The organism is Streptomyces sp. NPDC101234, assembly GCF_044767525.1.
Taxonomy (GTDB): domain Bacteria; phylum Actinomycetota; class Actinomycetes; order Streptomycetales; family Streptomycetaceae; genus Streptomyces; species Streptomyces sasae.
The window spans coordinates 257,070-276,810 of the sequence record NZ_JBIWOA010000012.1 but is presented as its reverse complement, the minus strand read 5'-3'; the positions used below and the strand labels follow the sequence as shown (position 1 = coordinate 276,810).

20 protein-coding genes are annotated in these 19,741 nt (G+C 72.2%); 10 read left to right on the top strand and 10 right to left on the bottom strand.

All coding sequences use genetic code 11. The features are described 5' to 3' along the window. Complete coding sequence (locus ACIRR9_RS23545) at positions 1–213, top strand: EF-hand domain-containing protein (RefSeq protein WP_123974016.1); 213 nt, start codon at positions 1–3, stop codon at positions 211–213. Between the two features lie 49 nt (positions 214–262). On the opposite strand, the gene ACIRR9_RS23540 is transcribed toward ACIRR9_RS23545, so the two are convergent. Together ACIRR9_RS23540 and ACIRR9_RS23535 are read right to left on the bottom strand one after the other, a co-directional pair. After that, the gene (locus ACIRR9_RS23540; protein ID WP_403754980.1) at positions 263–454 is read right to left on the bottom strand and encodes a hypothetical protein; all 192 of its coding nucleotides are present in this window, start codon (positions 452–454) and stop codon (positions 263–265) included. Next, positions 451–2,142 (bottom strand): 2-isopropylmalate synthase, encoded by a 1,692-nt coding sequence (locus ACIRR9_RS23535; protein ID WP_403754977.1) that lies wholly within the window; start codon positions 2,140–2,142, stop codon positions 451–453. The genes ACIRR9_RS23540 and ACIRR9_RS23535 overlap by 4 nt, the downstream gene beginning before the upstream one ends. A gap of 209 nt (positions 2,143–2,351) precedes the next feature. Here ACIRR9_RS23535 and ACIRR9_RS23530 point away from each other — a divergent pair, with 209 nt between their 5' ends. The 3 genes from ACIRR9_RS23530 to ACIRR9_RS23520 all read left to right on the top strand — a co-directional run bounded on the left by ACIRR9_RS23530 (position 2,352) and on the right by ACIRR9_RS23520 (position 4,348). Then, positions 2,352–3,065, top strand: a complete 714-nt coding sequence (locus ACIRR9_RS23530; protein ID WP_403754974.1) for a FadR/GntR family transcriptional regulator — start codon at positions 2,352–2,354, stop codon at positions 3,063–3,065. Further along, positions 3,062–3,574, top strand: a complete 513-nt coding sequence (locus ACIRR9_RS23525; protein ID WP_403754970.1) for a GNAT family N-acetyltransferase — start codon at positions 3,062–3,064, stop codon at positions 3,572–3,574. Before ACIRR9_RS23530 ends, ACIRR9_RS23525 begins: the two co-directional genes overlap by 4 nt. A gap of 111 nt (positions 3,575–3,685) precedes the next feature. Then, positions 3,686–4,348, top strand: a complete 663-nt coding sequence (locus tag ACIRR9_RS23520) for an NADPH-dependent F420 reductase (protein ID WP_123974011.1) — start codon at positions 3,686–3,688, stop codon at positions 4,346–4,348. A 168-nt stretch (positions 4,349–4,516) separates the two neighbouring features. On the opposite strand, the gene ACIRR9_RS23515 is transcribed toward ACIRR9_RS23520, so the two are convergent. Beyond that, positions 4,517–6,382 (bottom strand): beta-N-acetylglucosaminidase domain-containing protein, encoded by a 1,866-nt coding sequence (locus ACIRR9_RS23515; protein WP_403754967.1) that lies wholly within the window; start codon positions 6,380–6,382, stop codon positions 4,517–4,519. A 304-nt stretch (positions 6,383–6,686) separates the two neighbouring features. On the opposite strand from ACIRR9_RS23515, the gene ACIRR9_RS23510 reads away from it, so the two are divergent. The 6 genes from ACIRR9_RS23510 (at position 6,687) to ACIRR9_RS23485 (ending at position 15,466) form a co-directional block, all read left to right on the top strand. Beyond that, a complete protein-coding gene (locus tag ACIRR9_RS23510) occupies positions 6,687–7,553 on the top strand; it encodes a hypothetical protein (protein WP_123974009.1) in 867 nt (288 codons plus the stop codon). Positions 7,554–7,651: 98 nt separating this feature from the next. Further along, on the top strand, positions 7,652–9,910 hold the full coding sequence (locus ACIRR9_RS23505) for a hypothetical protein (protein ID WP_403754964.1): 2,259 nt from the start codon (positions 7,652–7,654) through the stop codon (positions 9,908–9,910). Positions 9,911–9,950: 40 nt separating this feature from the next. Further along, entirely contained in the window at positions 9,951–11,768 is a 1,818-nt protein-coding gene (locus ACIRR9_RS23500) for a hypothetical protein (RefSeq protein WP_403754961.1), read from the top strand. A 41-nt stretch (positions 11,769–11,809) separates the two neighbouring features. Further along, complete coding sequence (locus ACIRR9_RS23495; protein WP_123974006.1) at positions 11,810–12,490, top strand: hypothetical protein; 681 nt, start codon at positions 11,810–11,812, stop codon at positions 12,488–12,490. Position 12,491: 1 nt separating this feature from the next. Then, on the top strand, positions 12,492–13,730 hold the full coding sequence (locus ACIRR9_RS23490) for a protein phosphatase 2C domain-containing protein (RefSeq protein WP_403754957.1): 1,239 nt from the start codon (positions 12,492–12,494) through the stop codon (positions 13,728–13,730). Further along, positions 13,727–15,466, top strand: a complete 1,740-nt coding sequence (locus ACIRR9_RS23485) for a hypothetical protein (protein ID WP_403754954.1) — start codon at positions 13,727–13,729, stop codon at positions 15,464–15,466. The genes ACIRR9_RS23490 and ACIRR9_RS23485 overlap by 4 nt, the downstream gene beginning before the upstream one ends. Before the next feature lie 9 nt (positions 15,467–15,475). Here the strand turns inward: ACIRR9_RS23485 and ACIRR9_RS23480 are convergent, their stop codons facing one another. From ACIRR9_RS23480 to ACIRR9_RS23450, 7 genes are all read right to left on the bottom strand, one after another. Beyond that, positions 15,476–16,153, bottom strand: a complete 678-nt coding sequence (locus tag ACIRR9_RS23480; protein WP_365347409.1) for a Crp/Fnr family transcriptional regulator — start codon at positions 16,151–16,153, stop codon at positions 15,476–15,478. Between the two features lie 58 nt (positions 16,154–16,211). Next, positions 16,212–16,772, bottom strand: a complete 561-nt coding sequence (locus tag ACIRR9_RS23475; RefSeq protein WP_403754951.1) for a glycoside hydrolase family 25 protein — start codon at positions 16,770–16,772, stop codon at positions 16,212–16,214. Between the two features lie 125 nt (positions 16,773–16,897). Continuing rightward, on the bottom strand, positions 16,898–17,935 hold the full coding sequence (locus ACIRR9_RS23470; RefSeq protein WP_403754948.1) for a phosphatidylinositol-specific phospholipase C domain-containing protein: 1,038 nt from the start codon (positions 17,933–17,935) through the stop codon (positions 16,898–16,900). 106 nt (positions 17,936–18,041) lie between these two features. Beyond that, positions 18,042–18,287, bottom strand: coding sequence for a hypothetical protein (locus ACIRR9_RS23465; RefSeq protein WP_403755054.1), 246 nt, complete (start codon positions 18,285–18,287; stop codon positions 18,042–18,044). Continuing rightward, complete coding sequence (locus tag ACIRR9_RS23460; RefSeq protein ID WP_403755051.1) at positions 18,182–18,742, bottom strand: AMP-binding protein; 561 nt, start codon at positions 18,740–18,742, stop codon at positions 18,182–18,184. Before ACIRR9_RS23460 ends, ACIRR9_RS23465 begins: the two co-directional genes overlap by 106 nt. 37 nt (positions 18,743–18,779) lie before the next feature. Then, on the bottom strand, positions 18,780–18,908 hold the full coding sequence (locus ACIRR9_RS23455; RefSeq protein ID WP_403755048.1) for a pyridoxine 5'-phosphate oxidase C-terminal domain-containing protein: 129 nt from the start codon (positions 18,906–18,908) through the stop codon (positions 18,780–18,782). Between the two features lie 175 nt (positions 18,909–19,083). Continuing rightward, complete coding sequence (locus ACIRR9_RS23450) at positions 19,084–19,578, bottom strand: tetratricopeptide repeat protein (protein WP_403754945.1); 495 nt, start codon at positions 19,576–19,578, stop codon at positions 19,084–19,086. Positions 19,579–19,741: the final 163 nt, after the last annotated feature.

Genomic DNA, 19,741 nt, shown 5'->3' with positions numbered 1-19,741 from the left:
GTGGCGGACATCGACGAGGCACGCGAGCATTTCCAGCGGATCGACGCGGACGGTGACGGTTTCATCACCGCCGCCGAGTTCAAGTCCGCTCTCGCGCAAGGGGGCGACTGGAACGTCACCGAGACGGTCGCCCAGGCGATCATCAACAGCCGCGACCTGAACGGCGACAAGGTTCTGTCGTTCGACGAGTTCTGGGCCCACCTGACCAAGTGAGCCGAGAGGGAGGGGGCGCCCGGCCGTCGAGCCGCGGGCGCCCCCTCTCTCATGCCCCGGATTCCCGTGCGCCGGACTCGACGCGGACGGTCCAGCGGCCGCCGTGCCGTTCCAGGGCCAGCGGCAGGTCGAAGCACCTGCCGGCCTGGTCACCGGTGAGGACCTCGGCCGCCGGGCCGTGCGCCAGCGCGCGGCCGTCGCGCAGCACGTGCACATCGGCCACGCGCAGTACGACGCTCATCGCGCCGCCGCCCGGTTCACCGCGGACAGCACCGCGCCCACCGAGGCGGCCAGCGACGAGGAGCCCTCGGCCGCGCCCCAGACCGTCGTCGTCCCCGCCACCCGGCACTCGGCGAAGGCGTACGCCCCGCTCGCGGTGACCTCCAGGATCTCCGTGACGTACCCGGCGCCGGTCAGTGCGTCGGCGAACGCGGTCAGCGGGCCGGGGCCGGTGCCCTCGTGGTCGCCGGTACGGTCGTCCGTGCGCAGGGTGCCGACGAAGCGGTGCCGGCCCGGTGCCTCCTCGTGGACCGCCCAGGAGTCCAGCCGGACCTCGCCGTCGGCCAGATAGGCGGCGCGGAAGAGGTCGTACAGCTCCTTCGGCGTGGCCTCCCGGCCGCTCGCGTCCGTCACCTCCTGGACGAGGCGCGCGAACCCGGGGCGCATCCGCTCCGGCAGGTCGACGCCGTGGTGGGTGCGCAGGAGGTACGCCGAACCGCCCTTGCCGGACTGGGAGTTGACGCGGATCACGGCTTCGTAGGTCCGCCCCAGGTCGGCCGGGTCGACCGGCAGGTAGGGGACGGACCAGGGCGCCCGGGACTCGGGAACCCCCAACTCCTCCGCGTTGCGGGCGTGTTCTTCGAACCCTTTGCTGATCGCGTCCTGGTGGGTGCCGGAGAACGCGGTGTGGACGAGGTCGCCGGCGTACGGGTGGCGGGGGTGCACCGGAAGCCGGTTGCACTCCTCGACCGTCTCCCGGACCGCGTCGATGTCGCCGAAGTCGACCATCGGATCCACCCCTTGGGCGAACAGGTTGAGTGCGAGGGTGACCAGGTCGACGTTGCCGGTGCGCTCGCCGTTGCCGAAGAGACAGCCCTCCACCCGCTGCGCACCCGCCAGGACGGCGAGTTCGGCGCAGGCGACGCCGGTGCCGCGGTCGTTGTGCGGATGGACGGAGAGGATCACCGAGTCGCGGCGGGCGAGATGGCGGTGGGCGTACTCGATCTGGTCGGCGTAGACGTTCGGGGTGGCGATCTCCACGGTCGCCGGGAGGTTGTGGGTGACCGGGCGGTCCGGGCTCGCGTCCCACAACTCGGTCAGCCCGTCGCAGAGTTCGAGGACGAAGTCGGGTTCGGTGAGGTTGTAGGTCTCCGGGGAGAACTGGAAGCGGACGCCGGGCGCGCCCTCGGCCCGGCGGGCGATCTGCCCGGCCGCCTCGCGCACGGTCCGCCACACCTCGGCCCGGTCCCGGCGCAGGACCACCTCCCGCCACACGGGCGAGGTGGCGATGTAGAGATGGACGACGGCCCGGGGCAGCCCCTCGATCGCGTCGAAGGTCCGGTCGATCAGGTCCGGGCGGGCCGGGGTGAAGACCACCGGGGTCACGTCGTCCGGGACGGCCCCGCCGGTCACCAGGTGCCGTACGAAGTCGAAGTCCGTCCGGGAGGCGGACGGATAGCCGACCTCGATCTCCTTGAAGCCCGTCCGGACCAGCAGATCGAACAAGCGACGCTTGCGCGGGGTGTCCATCGGCTCCGCAAGGGCCTGGTTGCCGTCGCGCAGATCGACCGGCACCCACAGCGGGGCGCGCTCGATCCGGGCGGCGGGCCAGGCCCGGTCCGCCACGGGCACGTCCACCCGGTCCTGGAAGGGGCGGTAACGGTGGTACGGCATCGGGCTGGGGCGCTGCGGGTTCCACAGGAGGGTCATCGGTGCTGCTGCCTCTCGGCTCGTCGGTCGGACGGTGACCGGCAGCACGGCGACCCGCGGCGGGGTGCCGGTCGCGTCAGGCCCCGCCGCGGCAGCCGAGAAGAAGACCGCGGAGCGTCATGGACGGTACGGTAGTCACTCCTCAGGTCCTCAGACAAGTGACAATTGCTGTGAACCGCGTCGGTCCGCAGAGGAGTTGGTGACACCGCATGGCCCTCGGTCCCGTCCGCCCGAGCCCCCTGGTCGAACAGGCCGCCGCCCGGCTGCGCGCGCAGATCACCGGCGGCGCCTGGCCCGTCGGCACCCGGCTGCCCGGCGAGACGACCCTGGCGAAGGAGCTCGGCGTGGGCCGCTCCACGGTCCGCGAGGCACTGCGCGCGCTCGCGGGCGCCGGGCTGGTGCGGCCCCGGCAGGGCTCGGGTGTCTTCGTCATCGCCACGGAGGCCGCCGAGGACTGGCCGACGCGGCTGCGCCGGGCCGCGGTCACCGATGTCTACGAGGTGCGGATGGCGGTGGAGGTGCACGCGGCCCGGCTCGCCGCGGAGCGTCGTACCGCCGAGGACATGACGGCGATCGAGGAGGCGCTGGCGGGCCGCCGGGCGGCGGGCGACGCGGACGACCCCGCCTTCGTCGACGCCGACATCGCCTTCCACGCGGCGGTGGTCGCGGCGGCGCACAACCCCGTCCTCGCCGACCTGTTCACCGAGTTCACCCCGGTGCTCCGCGAGGGCCTGATCGAACTGCTGACCCTGACCGGCCTGCGCGCGACCGACCCCGACACCGGGGACGACGCCCACGAAGCGCTCGTACGGGCGGTGGCGGCCGGGGACGCGGAGGCCGCGGCGGACGTACTGCGCGCGGAACTGGCGGACCCGTTCGCGGGCCCGGTCGTCGACCGGCCGAACGGCTCGGAGGCGCGATGACCGACCGGATACCGGTACTGCGCCGGGCCCGTGTCTCCGACCACGGTGCGCTCGTCGGCTGCGTGCATCGGTGGTGGGGGGACTCGCGCACCCCCGCGCAGGCCCAGGAGCTTTCGCTGCTGCTTCCCAGGCTGTTCCTGCAGTTCTTCTCCGGTACCAGCCTGGTCCTGGAGGACGGTGCCGGCATCAAGGCGTTCCTCATCGGCTTCCACGCGGCCGACAACGACCACGAGGCGTACATCCACTTCGTGGGAGTGGATCCGGAACTGAGAGGACAGGGCACGGCCCGCCGTCTGTACACGGCCTTCTTCCGGCAGGCCGCCGAGGCGGGCCGCACGGAGGTGCGCGCGATCACCTCACCGAGGAACGCCGGGTCCATCGCCTTCCATCGCGCCATGGGGTTCACGCCGGAAGCCGGGAACCGGGAGGTCGGCGGTGTGCCCGTGCACAGCGACTACGACGGTCCGGGGCAGGACCGGGTGTGCTTCCGCAGGAAGCTCGCCCTCTGATCCGCGGCCAGGTCGCCCGGACGGGGCAGTGTCCGGAATGATCGGGGCGCGCCCGAGGTTGATGCCGCACGACAGACGTATGTATGTGCATCGATTTTCGAAGGGTGTGTCATGAAGATCGGCATCATCGGCGCGGGCAACATCGGCGGCAACCTGACCCGGCGGCTCACCGCCCTCGGTCACGACGTGTCCGTGGCGAACTCGCGGGGCCCCGAGACGCTTGCCGCACTGGCCGAGGAGACGGGCGCGACGGCGGTACGGGCCGAGGAGGCGGCGCGGGGTGCGGAGGTCGTGGTCGTCACCGTCCCGCTGAAGGCGGTCCCGAACCTGCCGGCAGGCCTGCTGGACGGCGCGGCGCCGGACGTCGCGGTGATCGACACCGGCAACTACTACCCGCGGGAGCGGGACGGCCGGATCGCCGGGATCGAGGACGAGGGCATCACGGAGAGCCGCTGGACCGAGCGCCAGATCGGCCACGCCGTGATCAAGGCCTTCAACGGCACCTACGCGCAGGACATCCTCGACCGCCACCACCCCGCCGGCGACCCCGACCGCCAGGCCGTCCCGGTCTCCGGCGACGACGAGGCGGCCAAGCGCGTCGTCCGCGCCCTGATCGACGAACTCGGCTTCGACACGGTCGACAACGGCGGCATCGACGACTCCTGGCGCCAGCAGCCGGGGACGCCGGTGTACGGCCTGCGCGGGGACGTCGAGGAGGTACGCAAGGCCCTGGCGGAGGCGTCCGCGGAACGACCGGAGAACTTCCGGGGATAACGACCGACAGCGGGGCACCGCCGGTCCGTCCGAGGTCATGGCCCGACCCGGCCGGTCCGGCACCGCGGGTTCGTCCGGGGGCGTGGTCCGGCCGGTTCGGCACCGCCGGGAACCGCCGCCGTGGCTGGGCTCCGTGGCGGCGGGACGGCGGTGAGCGGCGGTACGGGTCTACCCGCCCAGCACCCTTGCCACGAACGTGTCCAGTACCCCCGCTCCCACCTCGACCGTCCGTGTTCGGCCCTGCCAGTCCAGGACCGTGTGGGAGCGGGCTGCCGTGCGGTGGGATTCGACCTCGGCTCGGGTGGATCTGCCGGTGCGGAGGTCGAGGGCGGAGAGGGCCGCCTCCGCCCAGTCGTGGGTGGCCGACAGCCAGGGGGAGGCCGAGGTGCGGAGCGCGGACGGGACCGTCGTCCGGGCGTTCGCGAGGATCGTCAGGCGGGTGCGCAACGCGTCCTCGGCCGTCGCCCCGCCCTTCCAGTACGCCGTGATCAGCGCCGCCAGTTCCGGGGCCTCGGTCGGGTCCAGCCTTGACGCCCGGTTCACGTCGGCGAAGGCCCGCAAAGCCGTCAGAGCCGTCCCGTCGCCGTCGGCCAGTGCCGACAGGCCCGCGTCCAGGGCCTGCGCGGGGCGGTACGCCGTGGGGTTCCAGGTGTACGCCGCCGTCGAGAAGAGGGCCGGGTCGGAGGCCGCCGCCTGGTTCATGGGGTTGGCCAGGAGGCCCGCCACCGCGCCGGGGAGGGTGGTGTCACGGCCGGTGTAGGGGCCCAGCAGCAGGTTCGGTGCCGTGTAGTCGTTCACCGGGTAGTTGTCCCAGACCAGGATGCGGTGGTCGTAGAGGCGGGCCGCCTCCCGGGCCTGGGCCGTGCTGAGGGCGGGGGAGACCACCAGGGGGCCCGTCCACATCACCGTGACGTCCTTGTCCAAGTCGGCCGCGAGGGTGGTCTTGTACGCGCTCGCGCGGGAGCCGTCGTACTCCGTGGGGACGGTGATCAGGGGGGCCGCGTCCGGGTGGGCGGACAGGAAGTCCCGGCGGACCCCGTTCAGCAGCGCCGCCTGCGCCCTGGCCACCGCCGCCCGGCCCGTGCCGTAGACCGTCGCGTCCCGCGCGCAGTTCCAGCGGTCGATCTCGATGTCGTCCAGGGGGATGGCGAAGGCCCGTACCCCGGCCTCGTCCCAGAGCTGGCGGAGCTTGGTGACGAGGGCCGCCCGGTCGCCCGCCGAGGAGTAGCAGATCGACTTGCCGGGGGAGAGGGCGTAGACGAAGGTCACGTGGTCGGCCGCGGCCCGGGCGGCCAGGGTGCGGATGCCGGTGAGCGTGTCCGTGGGGTACTCGTCGCGCCAGCGGTCGCGGAGGTAGGGGTCGTCCTTGGGCGTGTAGACGTACGTGTTGAGCTTCCAGCGGGCCGCGAAGTCGAGCCGGCCGAGGCGTTCGCGTTGCGTCCACGGTGTGCCGTAGAAGCCCTCGACGATGCCGCGGGTCGCGGTGGCCGGCCAGTCGCGGATGCTGACGGCGGGCAGGGCGGCGCGGGGGGACGGCGAGCCGACCGGGCGGATCAGCTGGGCCAGGGTCTGGGCAGCGTGGAAGGCGCCGTCCGCGCCGGAGGAGGACAGCGTCACGCGGGGGCCCGCCGAGGTCGTGGCCGCCGTGAGCGTGTAGCCCTCCGGCGGCAGGCCGGTCGCGGTCGTGCCCACCGTCACCAGCAGCTCGCCCCGCCGCGGCGCGTCCCCGACCCGGACCTCCCGTGCGCCGCCCGCCCGCAACGCCCGGGTCACCGCGTCCAGCGTCGACGCGTCCGTACCCGCGTCGGCCCGCACCGCCACGCTCCGTCCGATCGGCACCGAGCCGCTCTCCCGGCGCACACTCCTCGGCGCGGGCCACAGGGCGGGCACACCGGTGTCGCTCTTCACGGAGGCGGACGCCGAGGGCGGAGCCGGAGCCGGAGTCGATGTCGGTGCCGACTCCGACGAGACGGGGCCGCCGCCCCCGCAGGAGCGGGTGAGCAGCACGACCACCAGCCCGAGCACAAAGCCCACCAGCAACAGTGGTGGGACGCGAAACCGTCGCAACCGGGTCCCCCTTCGCACCACTTCCGGCGCTCGACAGTCAACTTCCCTCTCGCTCACAGAATATGACGGAACGACATTTTCCGTCCCGGGTGTTTCTGTGCACACGGATGGGGCATCGTACGCGTCTGTGTGACGTTATGTCGGAAACCTTGGCGAAGCCGTTGAGATCAGGGCACTGTGCGCCAGATGGCGTAGACACTGCCGGGAGCAGGTTCTATCCAGATATGCGCGGGGCGCACCACGGGTCCCGCGTCGGCACGGGAGGTCGCTCATGGTGGTTCCGGACGATCCGCTCAGCTATTGGATCGTGCTCCTCGACATCGAGGACTTCAGCCTGCGCCCGGAGACCACCCAGGCCACGCTGCACGAAGAGCTGTACCACGTGGTCGAGTTCGCGCTGGCCGGCGCCGGGCTCCCGCTCGACGAGGAGCTGACGCAGGACCGCGGGGACGGCATGCTGCTGTTACTGCCGCCGGACACCCGGCCGACCAGACTGCTGCGCGAGCTGGTGCGCGGCATGGAGGACGCGCTGCTCCGGCACCGCGACACCTTCAACCACGAACACCGGATGCGGCTGCGCGTCGGCCTGAACCAGGGGCTGGTGATCCGCCGGGGCCAGCGCTGGACCGGCGCCGGCATCAACGACCTGGCCCGGCTGGTGGACGCGGGACCGGTCAAGCAGGTGCTCGCCCGCGCCGGGCGGGCCCGGATGGTGCTGGTCGTCTCCGACGAGCTCCACCGCAGGGTGGTACTGGGCCGCTACCCGGGCATCGACCCGGCGGCCTACCTGCCGGCCGACTTCGTCACCAAGCACGGCGAACCGTGCCGGGGCTGGGTCACCGTGCCCGGCTATCCGGCACCGCCCGGACTCCCCGCGGACTCGGGGGAACCGCCACGTGAGAGAGCGAGACCGGGGGACGCTCCCGGCACGGGCGGGTCCGCGGGGGCGGCAGGCGGCGGGACCGAACTGGGGAGCCCGGTTCCGTCGCCTGTGCCGTACCAGATAACGGACAGTCAGATAGCCGTCGGCGACGGCGCGATGGCCGTACGCGGGGACTTCATCGAGATCAAGGGCGACTACGTCAACGGTCGTAAGGTCGAGTACGGCGCCGACGGCACTCCCGAGGACGGCGCATGAGCACCCCTCCGGCAGCGGGGGCCGGGGGTGGGGGAGGGGGCGGTGCGGGGGCTCCCGCGGGTGCCGGGGGCGCAGGGGGAGGCGCTCCCGGGGGCGGCGTGCCCGCATCTGCCGGGTCCGCCGCCTCCGCCGGTGCCGCCGGTGTCGCGGGTGTCGCGGGGTCCGGTCCGGCCGGCTCCTCGGCCCCGGCCGGTGGCGGCGACGGCGGGGCGGGGCACGCGGCGCCGGGTGCCGGCCAGCCGGGGGCCGCCGCGCCTCCCGACAACAGCGTCGGCGCCGGTGGCAGCGCCAGCGAGGCCACCGGCCGGGCCGGCGCCGGCAGTCTGCGGGCCGGGCTGCTGCGCTCGGCCTGGGGGCGCATCGGCGGCGATGTCTTCGACGGGGACAAGATCGTCATCAATGTGGGGGAGGACCGCAGGCTCGTCCTGCGCACCCTGCCCGCCCAGGCCGTGGAGACCGTACGGCACACCTTCCAGGCCCCGCCCCGCTGGGACGATGTCGTCGCCGACGCCTGGCAGCGCCGTTCGGTCGTGCTGCGCGGTCCGGCAGGTGCGGGCAAACACGCGGCTGCCGTGCGGCTGTTGATAGCCGCCCAGGCCAAGCGCTTCTACCAGGTGGACTCGGTCGCCGAACTGACCCAGCTCAACGACCTCCGACAACTCGGCAGTGGCGCCGGGTTGTTGGTGGACCGTCCGGCGGACCTCGCCGAGCTGCGCGGACCTCAGCTCGACGGACTCGAAGATCTGTTGCTGCGTGCCGATGCCCATCTCGTGCTGATCGCCGCTCCGGAGACCGACCTCGGGCGCGGGGTCGGCGAGTACGTGCAGCGCATCGCCCGCCCCGACATCCTGGCCGACGTCCTGCGCGCCCATCTCTTCCACCGGCTCGGCGACGACGACGCCGAGGGTGCGCTCACCGCCGCCGGGATCGGCGACCTCACCGAGGAACTCCTCGACGCGGCCGCCGCCTGCCGGGACGCGGCCCGGCTCGCCGAGGTGCTCGCGCACGAACACGGCGGCGGCGCCATCGACCCCGAGCGGGTGCGCACCAGGATGGACCACACCGGCGGGGAGGGGCCCGAGGAGTGGTTCGAGGGGCTCGGCGAGACCGGGCTGCGCACCCAGGCGATCGCCCTCGCCGTACTCGGCGGACTGCCCCAGGAGCATGTCGCCATGGGTGCGAGCGCGCTGCTCGACCGGTTCCGCAGCGACAGCGGTGTCCTCACCGCCAGTGTGGAGACCGGTCCGGTGCCGCTGCGTCAGGACCCGTTCAGCCAGTCCCGCCGGCTGCTCGCCGAGAAGCTGCGCGCCCGGACCGTGGCCACCCTCACCCTCGGCGACTTCGGCTGGCTGCCGTGCACGGTCGCCGAGTACCGCAACCCCGACTACCCGGCCCGGATCATCCGGCACGTGTGGTCCGAGTACCGCATCCAGCACGAACTCATCGGCTGGCTCGGCGGGTTGGTCGACCGGCGCTCGCAGCAGGTGCGCAGCTACGCCGGTACGGCGCTGGGGCTGATCGCCACCGAGTCCTTCGAGTACGTCGCCACCCAGGTCTTCCCGGACTGGGTGCGCGACCAGACCACGGGCTATCTGCGCCGTGAGGCCGTCGCCTACGCCCTGCGCGTCTGCCTGCGCCGCCCCGCGCTGCGGCCCGGGGTGCGCGGGCTGGTCGAGCGCTGGTACATGGGCACCGACTGGGAGTTCGAGGCGGCCGCCGCCCGCGCCTACGGCCTGTGCCTGGGCGGCACCGATCTGTCCGGGGCCGTCCTCGCGCTCACCCGGCTGGGCACCGTCGACCACATCCAGGTCGCCATCGAGATCGGCGACGCCTTCGCCGACCTGCTGGAGGAGGACGTCGACGCGCATGCGCCGGTGGTGCTGCGGGCCATCGCCGAGATGTCCCACGAGAGCGCCAGCCGCCCCTCCGGGCACCTGGTCTTCCTGATGCTCGCCAACCTCCTGGTCACCGACGAGCCGGGCACCGCCGGCGCCCGGCGCAGCCGCCCCACCCTGCTCCGGCTGGCCGCGGACGCCCCGCCCGGCCATGAACTGCGGCGCCTGCTCGGCTACCTGTGGGCCGAGGTGATCAACGGCGAGCTGTTCGCCGACGAGGCCGGCGGGGTGCTGGAGGCCTGGGCCGCCCGCGCCGAGGCTGACCCGCAGCTCCTGGACGACATGGTCCGGGTCCTCGTCGAGGACGTCGCCACCCGCAGTGCCCGGGCCGCGCTGCTCCTGGAGCGCTACGCCCGCCACTGGACCGACCGCGACCGGTTCCGCCCGCTGCCCCGCACGGCGGCGGTGCTCGGCGCCGCCCTGAAGGCAGCCGCATCCACCCAGTCAGGAGGTGTCCGGTGAGTGAGCCGGTCCCGGTCTCGTTCCCGTCAGGAGGTGCCCGGTGAGTGAGCAGGTCTCGTTGATCGCCGAGCGGAAACCCGTGCCGCGTATGGCGGTCGGCCCCACCAAGGCCACCCAGCCGCACCTCGCGGTCGTCTACGCCACCGCGGCCGGCGAGGTCGAGTGCTTCGACGGCCGCCCGATGACCCCGTCCCAACAGGTCTTCTCCAAATACCGCACCCGTTACGAGGTCGACCTGCGGCCCCGGCAGCGCAGCGCCGTGCTCGGCCGCAACCCGCTGGTCTCCCGGGACGGTGTGCACGCCTTCGAGGTCCGGGTCGACTTCTGCTTCCGCATCGACGGCTTCGACGGCGCCAAGAACTGGGTGCGCTCCGGCATCGACGACGCCCTGCCCGTCGTCCACGGCTACCTCACCAGCCTTTTCCACGCGGCCGGGCAGCGGTTCGCGATCGAGGACTCCTTCGGCCTCCAGATGTTCCTCAACCAGAAGTGCGCCCAGCAGGTCCTGCTCGCCGAGGGCCTGATCATCTACGGCTGCCAGGTCACCGTCGCGCCCGACGCCAAGTCCAAGGCCTACCTGGAGTCCCTGATCGAGGCCGGCCGGCGTGAGACGCTCGGCCAGGCCGAACACACGCCGAACCTGGGAGCCGTCGTACGGCAGGGGCAACTCGACTCCAAGCAGCAGGAGTTGCAGATGGAGGCCGCGGCCCGGCAGGCCAAGGCCCTGGAGGGCACCCGGATCGACAGCGAGGGCCTGATCCGCCAGTACCTCAACACCCACCCCGAGGACGCGGCCGGCGCCTTCGAGATGCTGCGCAAGCTGGAGGAGGCCCGCTTCGCCACCGCCGAGCTGCAGAACCAGCGTGCGCTCGCCCTGTTCCAGGCGATGGCCGACAAGAACCTGGTCCAGGCCGGCGACCTGGAGGTGATGCGGCAGCTCCTGACCGATGTCGTCGGCCGGGCCGCCGGGGCGGGCCAGCTGCCCACCGCCGGCGCACCCCAGCTGCCCGGCGCCCGTCCCTGGGACGCGCCCGCCGCCCAGCTCCCCTCGGCCGCCGCCTCCGGCCCCACCCAGACCCAGTCCCACCTCCAACCGCCGTACCAGCAGCCTCCGTACCAGCAGCCTCCGTACTCGCAGCCGCCGTCCCAGCCGTACGCCCCGGCCTACACACCCACCCAGGTCACCCCGGTCGCCCGGCCCGCCTACGCGGCGCTGATCTACCTCGTCCTCGACGAGTCCGCGCCCGACTGCATCGAGGAGCTCAACCGCGGCCTGAGCGACCTGCACGCGGCCCTCGCCGCCGCCGCGGACGTGTCGGCGGGCATCCGGCTGTCCGTGCTGGGCATGGCCGCCACCACCGAACCCCGGCTCCAGCTGGAGACGGTGACCACCGCCACCCGCACCCCGATCCTCACCGGCCGCCAAGGGCTGTCGTACGGCCACGCCTTCCAGCAGCTGCGGACCGTCGTCGCCCAGGACGTCGGGGTCGTCAAGGCGCAGGGCGCCCAAGTGCTGCGCCCGATCGTGTACTTCGTCACCGGCGGGGCGCACGACGAGACCGACGACTGGCGTGACGCGCACCGGGCCCTCACCGACGCCACCGGCAACCCAGCCGCGCCGCACGTCATCGCGCTCGGCGTCGGCCGCGCGCACACCTTCGCGGTACGGGCCGTGGCCACCCGGCCCGAGTTCGGGTTCATGGCCCCGCCGCACCAGGACGCCGTCTCCGCCGCACACAGCTGCGCGGTGTTCCTGCGCGACAGCGTCGTCGGCTACGGCCGCCGGATCGCCGCGGGCGACCCGCAGTTCTCGGTCAACCCGCCCGACGGCTTCCGGCGCGCCGAGGACGCCTACTGACCCGACCCACAGCTCCCCAACTCGCCAGAAACGGAAAGACGATGGTGGAAAGCAACCGGGGGCACTTGCTCCCCATCTACGTCCTCGCCGACGAGTCCGGCTCCATGATCGAGCACATCGACGACCTCAACGACGGCCTGCGCTCACTGCACCAGGCACTCCTCGGCGAGCCCATGGCCGCCGCCAAGGTGCGCTTCTCGGTGCTCGGCTTCTCCGACGACGTGGTCGAGCGTGTCCACCTCGTCGACCTGCGCAGCGCGGGGGAGTTCCCCGAGCTGCGCACCCGGGGCATGACCAGCTACCTGGCCGCCTTCGAGGACCTGATCAACCGCATACCGAACGACGTGGCCGACCTCAAGAGGGAGGGCTACCAGGTGCACCGCCCCGCCGTGTTCTTCCTCAGCGACGGGCTGCCCAACCGGGGCGAGGACTGGCAGGACGCCCACCGCAGACTCACCGACCGCCAAGTCACCCACGGCGCGCCCAACATCATCGCCTGCGGGATCGTGGACGCCGACGCGCAGACCATCAACCAGGTCGCCACCGAGCCGCAGTTCGGGTTCGTCGCCAACAAGGGCGTCGACGTCGGCGGGGCCATCGCCAAGTTCTGCACCGCACTCACCAAGAGCGTGATCTCCTCGGGCCGTTCGCTCGGCTCCGCCTCCCCGCAGCTCGTGGTGGACAAGCCGGAAGGCTTCACCGTAGCGATCGACGTGATCTGAGATGCCCATCTTCCCGAGCCGGCGTTCCGGCGAGGAGCGCGGCGAACAGTACGGATCACCGCCACCGCCGCCCGGGCCGCCACCGGCCCTGTTCCCGCCGGCCGCCCCCGGCACGGGCCGCCCCGGCGGACCGGACTCCGGGCACGGCGACTCCGGGCACGGCGACTCCGGGCACGGCGACTCCGGGCACGGCAACTCCGGGCACGGCAACTCCGGGCACGGCGACTCCGGGCACGGCGACTCGGTGTACGACGTCGACAGGGACGGCGGCTGGCCACCGGGCGCCCCCACCAGCCGCGCGGGCCTGCCGGGTGCCGGGCCGCAGTACGCACCGGCTCCGCCGCCCGCGTCCGCCGGTGACCTGGACGGGCCCTGGCAGCCCATCCTCATCGACGGCGCCGCCCCCGGCTTCACCTACCGGCCGCCCGCCGGCGGGCTGTCGTACCGCCCGGACACCGTGTGCGACGGCTGGTCCACCGACGCGCTCGACCTGCGGCTCGCCTCGGTCCGCGGGTACGCCCACCGGGCCGAGGGCCGCCCCCGCGAGGACGATGCCGCGGCCGCCTACGACGAGATCTCCAAGGCCGTGGTGTTCGCCGTCGCCGACGGCGTCTCCGACGCCCGCCAGCCGCACATCGGCTCCCAGCTGGCCTGCCGCAGCGCGGTCGGCGAACTCCTCGACCAGGTCCGGGCGAGCGGCGGCCATGTCACCGACTGGGGCAAGCTGCTCGGCACCGTCCACTGGCAGCTGCGCGAGCAGGCCGCCCGGCTGCTGCGCCGCCAGGACGCGACCATGGAGGAGACCGCCGACCTGCTTGCCACCACACTGGTCGCCGGGGCGGCCACCCCCACCCCGGACGGTGTGCAGGTGGCGCTGGTGTCGGTGGGCGACTCCGGGGTCTGGGCGATCAAGCACGGCCAGCTGTACGGGCTGTCCGGCGGCAAGGAGCTCGGCTCCGACGGGCTGGTCTCCTCCGCCGTACAGCCCCTGCCGTACGTGCCCGCCGACATCCGGCCCCGGGCCGTGCACCTCGACCCGGGGATGGTGCTGCTCGTCGGCACGGACGGCTTCGGCGACCCGGTCGGCGACGGCCGGGGCCGGGTGGCCGACCTGTTCACCAACGAACTCGCCACCCCCATACCGCCGTTGGCCTTCGCCTTCACCCTGGACTTCTACCGGGAGACCTTCGACGACGACCGCACACTGCTGGCCCTGTGGCCACGGGGAGGGCCACGATGACCGAGGTGCGGGTGCCCTGGGTACTGCCCCAGAAACTCGGGGCCTACCAGGCCCAACGGCTGGGCGACGGCGGTCAGGGCATCGTCTACGGAGTGCCGGACCCGGCCGGGCTGTTCCCGGGCCAGACCCTGGTCTACAAGGAGTACCGGAAGAACGTCGTCTACGCCGCCGACGCGCTGTACGAGATGGTCTGCTTCCGCCAGCGGCTCACCCCGGGCGAGCGCGCCTTCCTGGACGAGCGGCTCACCTGGCCGACCGTGCTGGCGTACCGGGGACCGGACCCGCAGGACCCGGTGCCGTCCAGGAACCAGGGGACCGAGGTCGTCGGCTTCCTGATGGGCCGGGTGCCCGCGTCGTACCAGGTGCGCATCCCGCCGGGAAACGAGGCCAAACCGCAGGCGATGCAGTACCTGCTCAACGACGACGCCTACGCCACCCGTATCGGCCTGCTCGTCGACGACGTACGGCGCCTGGAACTGCTGCTGGACCTGGCCCGCACCCTCGACTGGCTGCACCGGCGCCAGGTGGTGATCGGCGACCTCTCGCCGAACAACGTGCTGTTCACCCTCCAGGGGCCGCAGGGCGAGGCCCGCTGTCTGCTGATCGACTGCGACTCCATGCGCTGCCTCGGCCGGGACGTGCTGGATCAGGTGGCCACGCCCGACTGGGAGGTGCCCGACACCGAGCAGAAGGCCACGCCGGCCTCCGACTCCTGGAAGTTCGGGCTGCTCGCCGCCCGGATCTTCAGCCGCAGCTTCGACAGCACCGACCTCGTCCCGCTGCGCGCCGTCTCCACCGAACTGGCGAACCTCGCCTCCCGCGCCCAGAGCCTGGACCCGGTGCGCCGCCCCGCCCTCATCGAGTGGCTGAAGCCGCTGGAGCTGGCGCACCACCGCGCCGGGCAGCAGCAGGCGGCGGCCCAGGCGGCCCAGGCCTTCCGTGCGGCCCAGGCCCAGGCCCAGGCCCAGACCCAGACCGGTCAGCCCCGTGCGCAGGCGCGGACCGGGGCGCAGCCGCCCACGGGGGGATCGCCGGCCGCGGTGTTCGCCCAGTCGGCGCCCGCCTCGGCCCCGCCGCTGCGCCGCCCGGCCCCCTCGTCGGCGGGCGGCAAGGTGGTCGGCTGGCTGCTGGCGGCCGTGCTGGTCGGTGGGGTGGGCGGCTACGCGGTGACCCATATGCACCCCACCGGCGGCTCCGGTTCCGGGTCGCCCACGACGCTGTCCGCCAGCCCCTACTCGGACACCACCGACACCCCCGGCCCGACCGACCCCACCACCGACGACCCCACCCCGACACCCACTCCGGACCAGGCCGTCACCACGGGCGCCACCGTCGACTACTCCCAGGTCGCCGACGACCCGGCGGCCGAGGACGTGGCCACGATGTTCGCCGAGTTCTTCGGCGCGATCAACGAACAGGACTACGACAACGCACTCAAGTACTACGACCCGAACTCCGCTGCCGTCGACCTGGGTTCCAGCTCCAGCCGGGCCCAGTGGAAGAAGGTCATGTCCACCACCCGGGACAGCGGCTTCATGCTGAGCGCCCTCACCACCGACGGTGGGTACACCATGGCCACGCTGAACTTCCGCAGCCACCAGGCCGCCGGCTACGGCCCGTCCGGCAGCACCGACGACACCTGCGACGACTGGACGGTGACCTACCAGCTCACCGACACCGGCGGCTACCGCATCCTCAAGGCGCCGAAGGGCGGGGTGAGTCACACATCCTGCTGACCGGATCCTTCACCCGCCGAACGCCTGCCCCTTCAACTGGTCCACCGCCCGTACCGCCAGTGTCTGACGTCCCGTCACTATCCAGCCCTGCGCCCGCCACTGTTCCAGGACCCGGCTGACCGTCCGCCGGGAGGTCAGCAGCAGCCCGGCCAGATCGTCCTGGGAGAGGCTGAGCCCTATCCGGCGGCCGGGCCCCTCGGGCTCCGGGAGGCCGCAGCGTTCCACCAGGTCGAGCAGGAGGGCGGCGAGGCGGGCGGGGACCGGTTCGGTGATGCCGGCGCGCTGGGCGTCCGCCTCGCGCAGCCGTCGTACCAGGGTCTGTTCCAGGGCCGCGGCGATGCCGGGACGGGCGCGGGCCAGCACATGGAAGCGGCTGGCCGGAAGGTGCAGCAGGTCCGCGGCGGTGGCCGTGACCAGGGTGGCGGAGCGGCGGCCGTTCTCCACCGAGGCCTGCTCGCCCAGGAGTTCGCCCGGACCGCGCAACGCGAGCAGGGCGCGGTAGCCGGCCTGCGACTGGGCGACCACCTTGACCCAGCCGTGCAGCAGCACGACGAGATGGTCCGAGCCCTCGCCCTGGGCGAGGAACTGCCGGTCGGCGGCGAGCGGGACCTGCGTCGCCGCCCGCAGCAGCGCCGCACGGTCGCCGGCGTCGAGGGCCTCCCAGAAGGGGGTCGGGCTGGTCACCACGGTTCACAGTGTCGCCCCGGCGCACCGCCCTGAAACCTGCCGGATCCGCCATGAAGGCTCAGTCTTCTTTCTTCGCCCATGACTTGAGGTCCGCTTCGTCGTCGAAGTCCGCCACGTCCTTGTCGTACGGATCGCTGGTGTACTGGTGGAAACGCCAGTCGGCCTCGATGCGCGGGTGACCGGCGCGCACGTAGTCGGCGATCCACAGGCCGTCTCCCGCGTAGGAGGTGGTGTCGACGGTAAGCCAGTAGTTCCGGTTGGTGTAGAGGATCACGCGGTTGTTCGGCCGGAGTGCCTTCACCTTGCGGATGAAGCTGTCCTTCTCGGCGTTGGTCGCGTGGGTGCCCTCGGGGGTGGTCTCCCAGTCGACGGCCAGGATCTCGCCGGCCCTCTCGGGGGCGTGCTGGACGAAGTACTCGGCCTGGGCGGTGAGGTTGCCGGGCCAGAGGAAGTGGTAGAAGCCGACGACCAGTCCGGCGTCGCGCCCGGTCTTGGTCTGGGCGGCGAGTTTGGGATTGACGTACGAACGCCCCTCCGTCGCCTTGATGAAGACGAAGGAGAGGCCGTCCGTGTCGTAGGTGGCGGACTGGTACGCGCTCACATCGATGCCGTGCAGCATGTGGGGGGCTCCCTGGGTGCCAGTGGGGAGTGATGCTGGAACTGTGTATTCCGTATTCCCCATTCCCCAGCCTGGCACGGAGGATCCGCGTGGACGCGTGAATTGTCCGGCTCGGTCGGTCTCGGTCAGCTCCGGGCCGAGACCGCGCTCAGTACGGCCGCCGACTTGGTCGACCAGTCTGATGTGATGATGCTGGCGTGGTCGGCGGCGAGCAGCGCGAGCCGGGCCGCGACCTCGGCGTCGGTCGGACCGGTCGAGGAGATCGCCGGTGACACGTTGTAGGCGTCCGTCATGATCAGGATGTAGTGGTTCGTGGAGTAGAACGACGTGTCGTAGCCGTTGTTCACATAGGTGGCCGCGTCGCCGTCGAAGAACACGAACCAGGGCTGGATGGAGGAGTCGTAGCGGCTCGTGCGCGGGTCCCCGTTCGCCGCGCCCAGCACGGCCGGGAAGGCCTGGGCCTGGGAGATGTTCCCGGCCGCGTACAGGTCGCGCAGGTGGTCCCCGTACTCCTGGTCCGTCCAGTAGTGGTCGAACGGGTTGGCCTCCTCCACCGTGCCCGGGATCAGTTCGAAGATGAACTTGCCCTTGAGCTGGTCACGGGTGGGCCAGGCGTTGGCCTTCGCGGCCGCGTCGAGCGTGGAGTACGAGGAGCCGAGCAGGTCGGCGGGCTTGTACACACTGCTGCCCAGCTTCTGGGAGACGAGTGTGTCGAACGCGCTGGGGCCCAGGCCGATGGTCTGGTTGAACCCGACCTTCATCTCGACCTTGACGACGATGGGCGCGTGGTCCGGGTGCAGCTGCTCCCAGGCCGCCATGTTGTCCAGGCAGCTGCCGAGGTCCTGGCTGGTGGCCTGGCTGTACAACTGGCTGGGGGTGTTGGCGTATTCGCAGTTGTTGTTGTCGCCCCACGGGTTGCTGTGGCTGACCCGCCAGCGCTTGCTGATGCTGTCGACGTACACGTCCAGCTCCAGCAGTGAGGCCCCGGAGTCCAGCGCCTGCGCCCAGTAGGTGTACTTGGCCTTGTCGTATGCATTGTGCGTGCCGATGGTGGTGGCCGCGGAGAACTTCGGCGACCCCGTGTCCGCGTGCGCGGTACCGCCCGCCAGGACGAACAGGGCCCCGGCGGCCGCGACCGCCGCCAGCCGTCTGAGAACGCGCATGACCCAACTCCCTTGGTCTGTTGGTGAGTTGGCGGCAGCGTACGAGCGAGTGGTTACTGAGCGGTAGCCCCTGGGGGAACATAGGCCTGCGGAACGCGTTCAGGGCTCAAGAGGTGGCGAAGTTCTCGTCCGTCAGGCCGAGTCGGGCCAGCACCCGGGGTCTGTCGGGCTTGCCGACCGGGGTGAGCGGCATCTCGGTGAGGACGTGCACGGTGCTCGGGGTGTGCAGGGGGCCCTGGTGCGCGGTCACGAAGTCCTGGATCGCGGCGGGGTCCGGGTGGGGGCCGGGGGCCGGGACGACCGCCGCGTGGATGTCCTCCGCGTCGTCCGGGCGGCGCACACCGAAGACCATGCATTGCGCCACGGCCGGGTGGGTGAGCAGGAAGGCCTCCAGCTCGGCGGGAAGACCTGAAGGCCCACCGCCAGTTTGATCATCTGCTTGTAGCGGCCCGCGATGTAGAGGTATCCCTCCTCGTCCAGATAGCCGGCGTCCCCGGTGCACAGCCAACCGTCGTGCAGGACCTCGGCGTTGAGCTCGGGCTGTCTCCAGTGGCCGGTCATGACCTGCGGGGAGCCGACCCGGATCTCCCCGCTCCGCCCGGCGGGCAGCTGTCCGCCCGTCTCCCCGCAGACCGCGATCTCCACCCCGGGCACCGGGCGGCCCGCGGTGACCTGGCCCATCCGGCCGAGCAGCGTGTGCTCGTGCGGCCGTACCTCGGTGATCAGACTGGCCTCCGTCTGCCCGTACCAGCCGTAGACCACCGGGCCGAACACCTCCCCGGCCCGCCGCAGCCGGGCGGCGGACAGCAGATGGTCGCCCTACGGCTTCACGGTCGCTGCGGCTCTACGGCTCTAGGGCTTCACACGCTCTGCGGCGCCACGGCTGGAGCCGGCCGGCGTGCCAGCCGTCGTTCCGGCGGTCGTAGCGCAGTCTGCGGTGCAGGCGGTCCGGGTCCGCGCACCAGAACTCCACGGTCGTCGGGCGGAGTCGGCAGACCGCGAAGCGGGCCGGGCGGAGCGGTTCCGGTCGCGGCCAGCCGGTCGGCCTCGGCACGCAGCGCGGACACGTCCGTCAGCGGATCGCTCTGCCCGGCCGCGGTCTCCAACAGTGGAAGCGAACGGGCCGGGTACCCGGCGTCCCGGTAGGCTCAGTCGAGGTTCGCGCGGATGGCAATGGTCTCCGGGTGCGCCTCGCCGTGGACCTCCTCGCACCGGGCCAGGGCCGTTTCGAGGTGCTGCGCTGCCTGGTCTGGGCGTCCGGCGGTCGGATAGGCGTAGGCGAGATTGTTCCGGCTGGTGATGGTTTCGGGATCGCTGTCGCCGAGCGCCTGCTGCCATTGGGCGAGGACGGCGGCGTACATCGGAAGAGCGCGGGACACGTTGCCTGAGGTGAGATAGGTCGCCGCTAGGCCATTTTGGCTGTTCAGCGTGGCGGGATGGGGTGGTCCTAGAGGTCGCTGGTACTGCGTGAGTGTGGCTTCGTGCAGAGAGACGGCACGATCCAGGTCGCCGCACTCCTTGTAGGTGCGAGCCAGTTCCTCGCAGCTGACGAGAGTGTCGGGGTGGTCGTCGCCAAGTGCTTGTCTACGCCGGGCCAGCGTCTCCTCATGGAGTGTGACAGCACCGGCCAGGTCGCCGTGCACTCATCTCAGTCCCCTCGCCGGGCCAGCCGGATGTCTCGCTCTCCAGCACGCAGCGTATGGCGTTCCCCATGGCGGGTGAGCATGGGCCGGGCTGTGGCGGCGGGCGGTGGCCTGGAGTCTGGGCTTCCGGCACTCACGCGATCGCCGATGTCGAGGCCGGCAC

Bases quoted from the DNA above. Each gene is read 5' to 3' on its own strand.
- ACIRR9_RS23485 (WP_403754954.1), top strand. From the start codon at position 13,727: ATGACCGAGGTGCGGGTGCCCTGGGTACTGCCCCAGAAACTCGGGGCC.
- ACIRR9_RS23475 (WP_403754951.1), bottom strand. From the start codon at position 16,772: ATGCTGCACGGCATCGATGTGAGCGCGTACCAGTCCGCCACCTACGAC.
- ACIRR9_RS23525 (WP_403754970.1), top strand. From the start codon at position 3,062: ATGACCGACCGGATACCGGTACTGCGCCGGGCCCGTGTCTCCGACCAC.
- ACIRR9_RS23520 (WP_123974011.1), top strand. From the start codon at position 3,686: ATGAAGATCGGCATCATCGGCGCGGGCAACATCGGCGGCAACCTGACC.
- ACIRR9_RS23470 (WP_403754948.1), bottom strand. From the start codon at position 17,935: ATGCGCGTTCTCAGACGGCTGGCGGCGGTCGCGGCCGCCGGGGCCCTG.
- ACIRR9_RS23465 (WP_403755054.1), bottom strand. From the start codon at position 18,287: ATGGTCTTCGGTGTGCGCCGCCCGGACGACGCGGAGGACATCCACGCG.
- ACIRR9_RS23490 (WP_403754957.1), top strand. From the start codon at position 12,492: ATGCCCATCTTCCCGAGCCGGCGTTCCGGCGAGGAGCGCGGCGAACAG.
- ACIRR9_RS23495 (WP_123974006.1), top strand. From the start codon at position 11,810: ATGGTGGAAAGCAACCGGGGGCACTTGCTCCCCATCTACGTCCTCGCC.
- ACIRR9_RS23530 (WP_403754974.1), top strand. From the start codon at position 2,352: ATGGCCCTCGGTCCCGTCCGCCCGAGCCCCCTGGTCGAACAGGCCGCC.
- ACIRR9_RS23510 (WP_123974009.1), top strand. From the start codon at position 6,687: ATGGTGGTTCCGGACGATCCGCTCAGCTATTGGATCGTGCTCCTCGAC.
- ACIRR9_RS23535 (WP_403754977.1), bottom strand. From the start codon at position 2,142: ATGACCCTCCTGTGGAACCCGCAGCGCCCCAGCCCGATGCCGTACCAC.
- ACIRR9_RS23540 (WP_403754980.1), bottom strand. From the start codon at position 454: ATGAGCGTCGTACTGCGCGTGGCCGATGTGCACGTGCTGCGCGACGGC.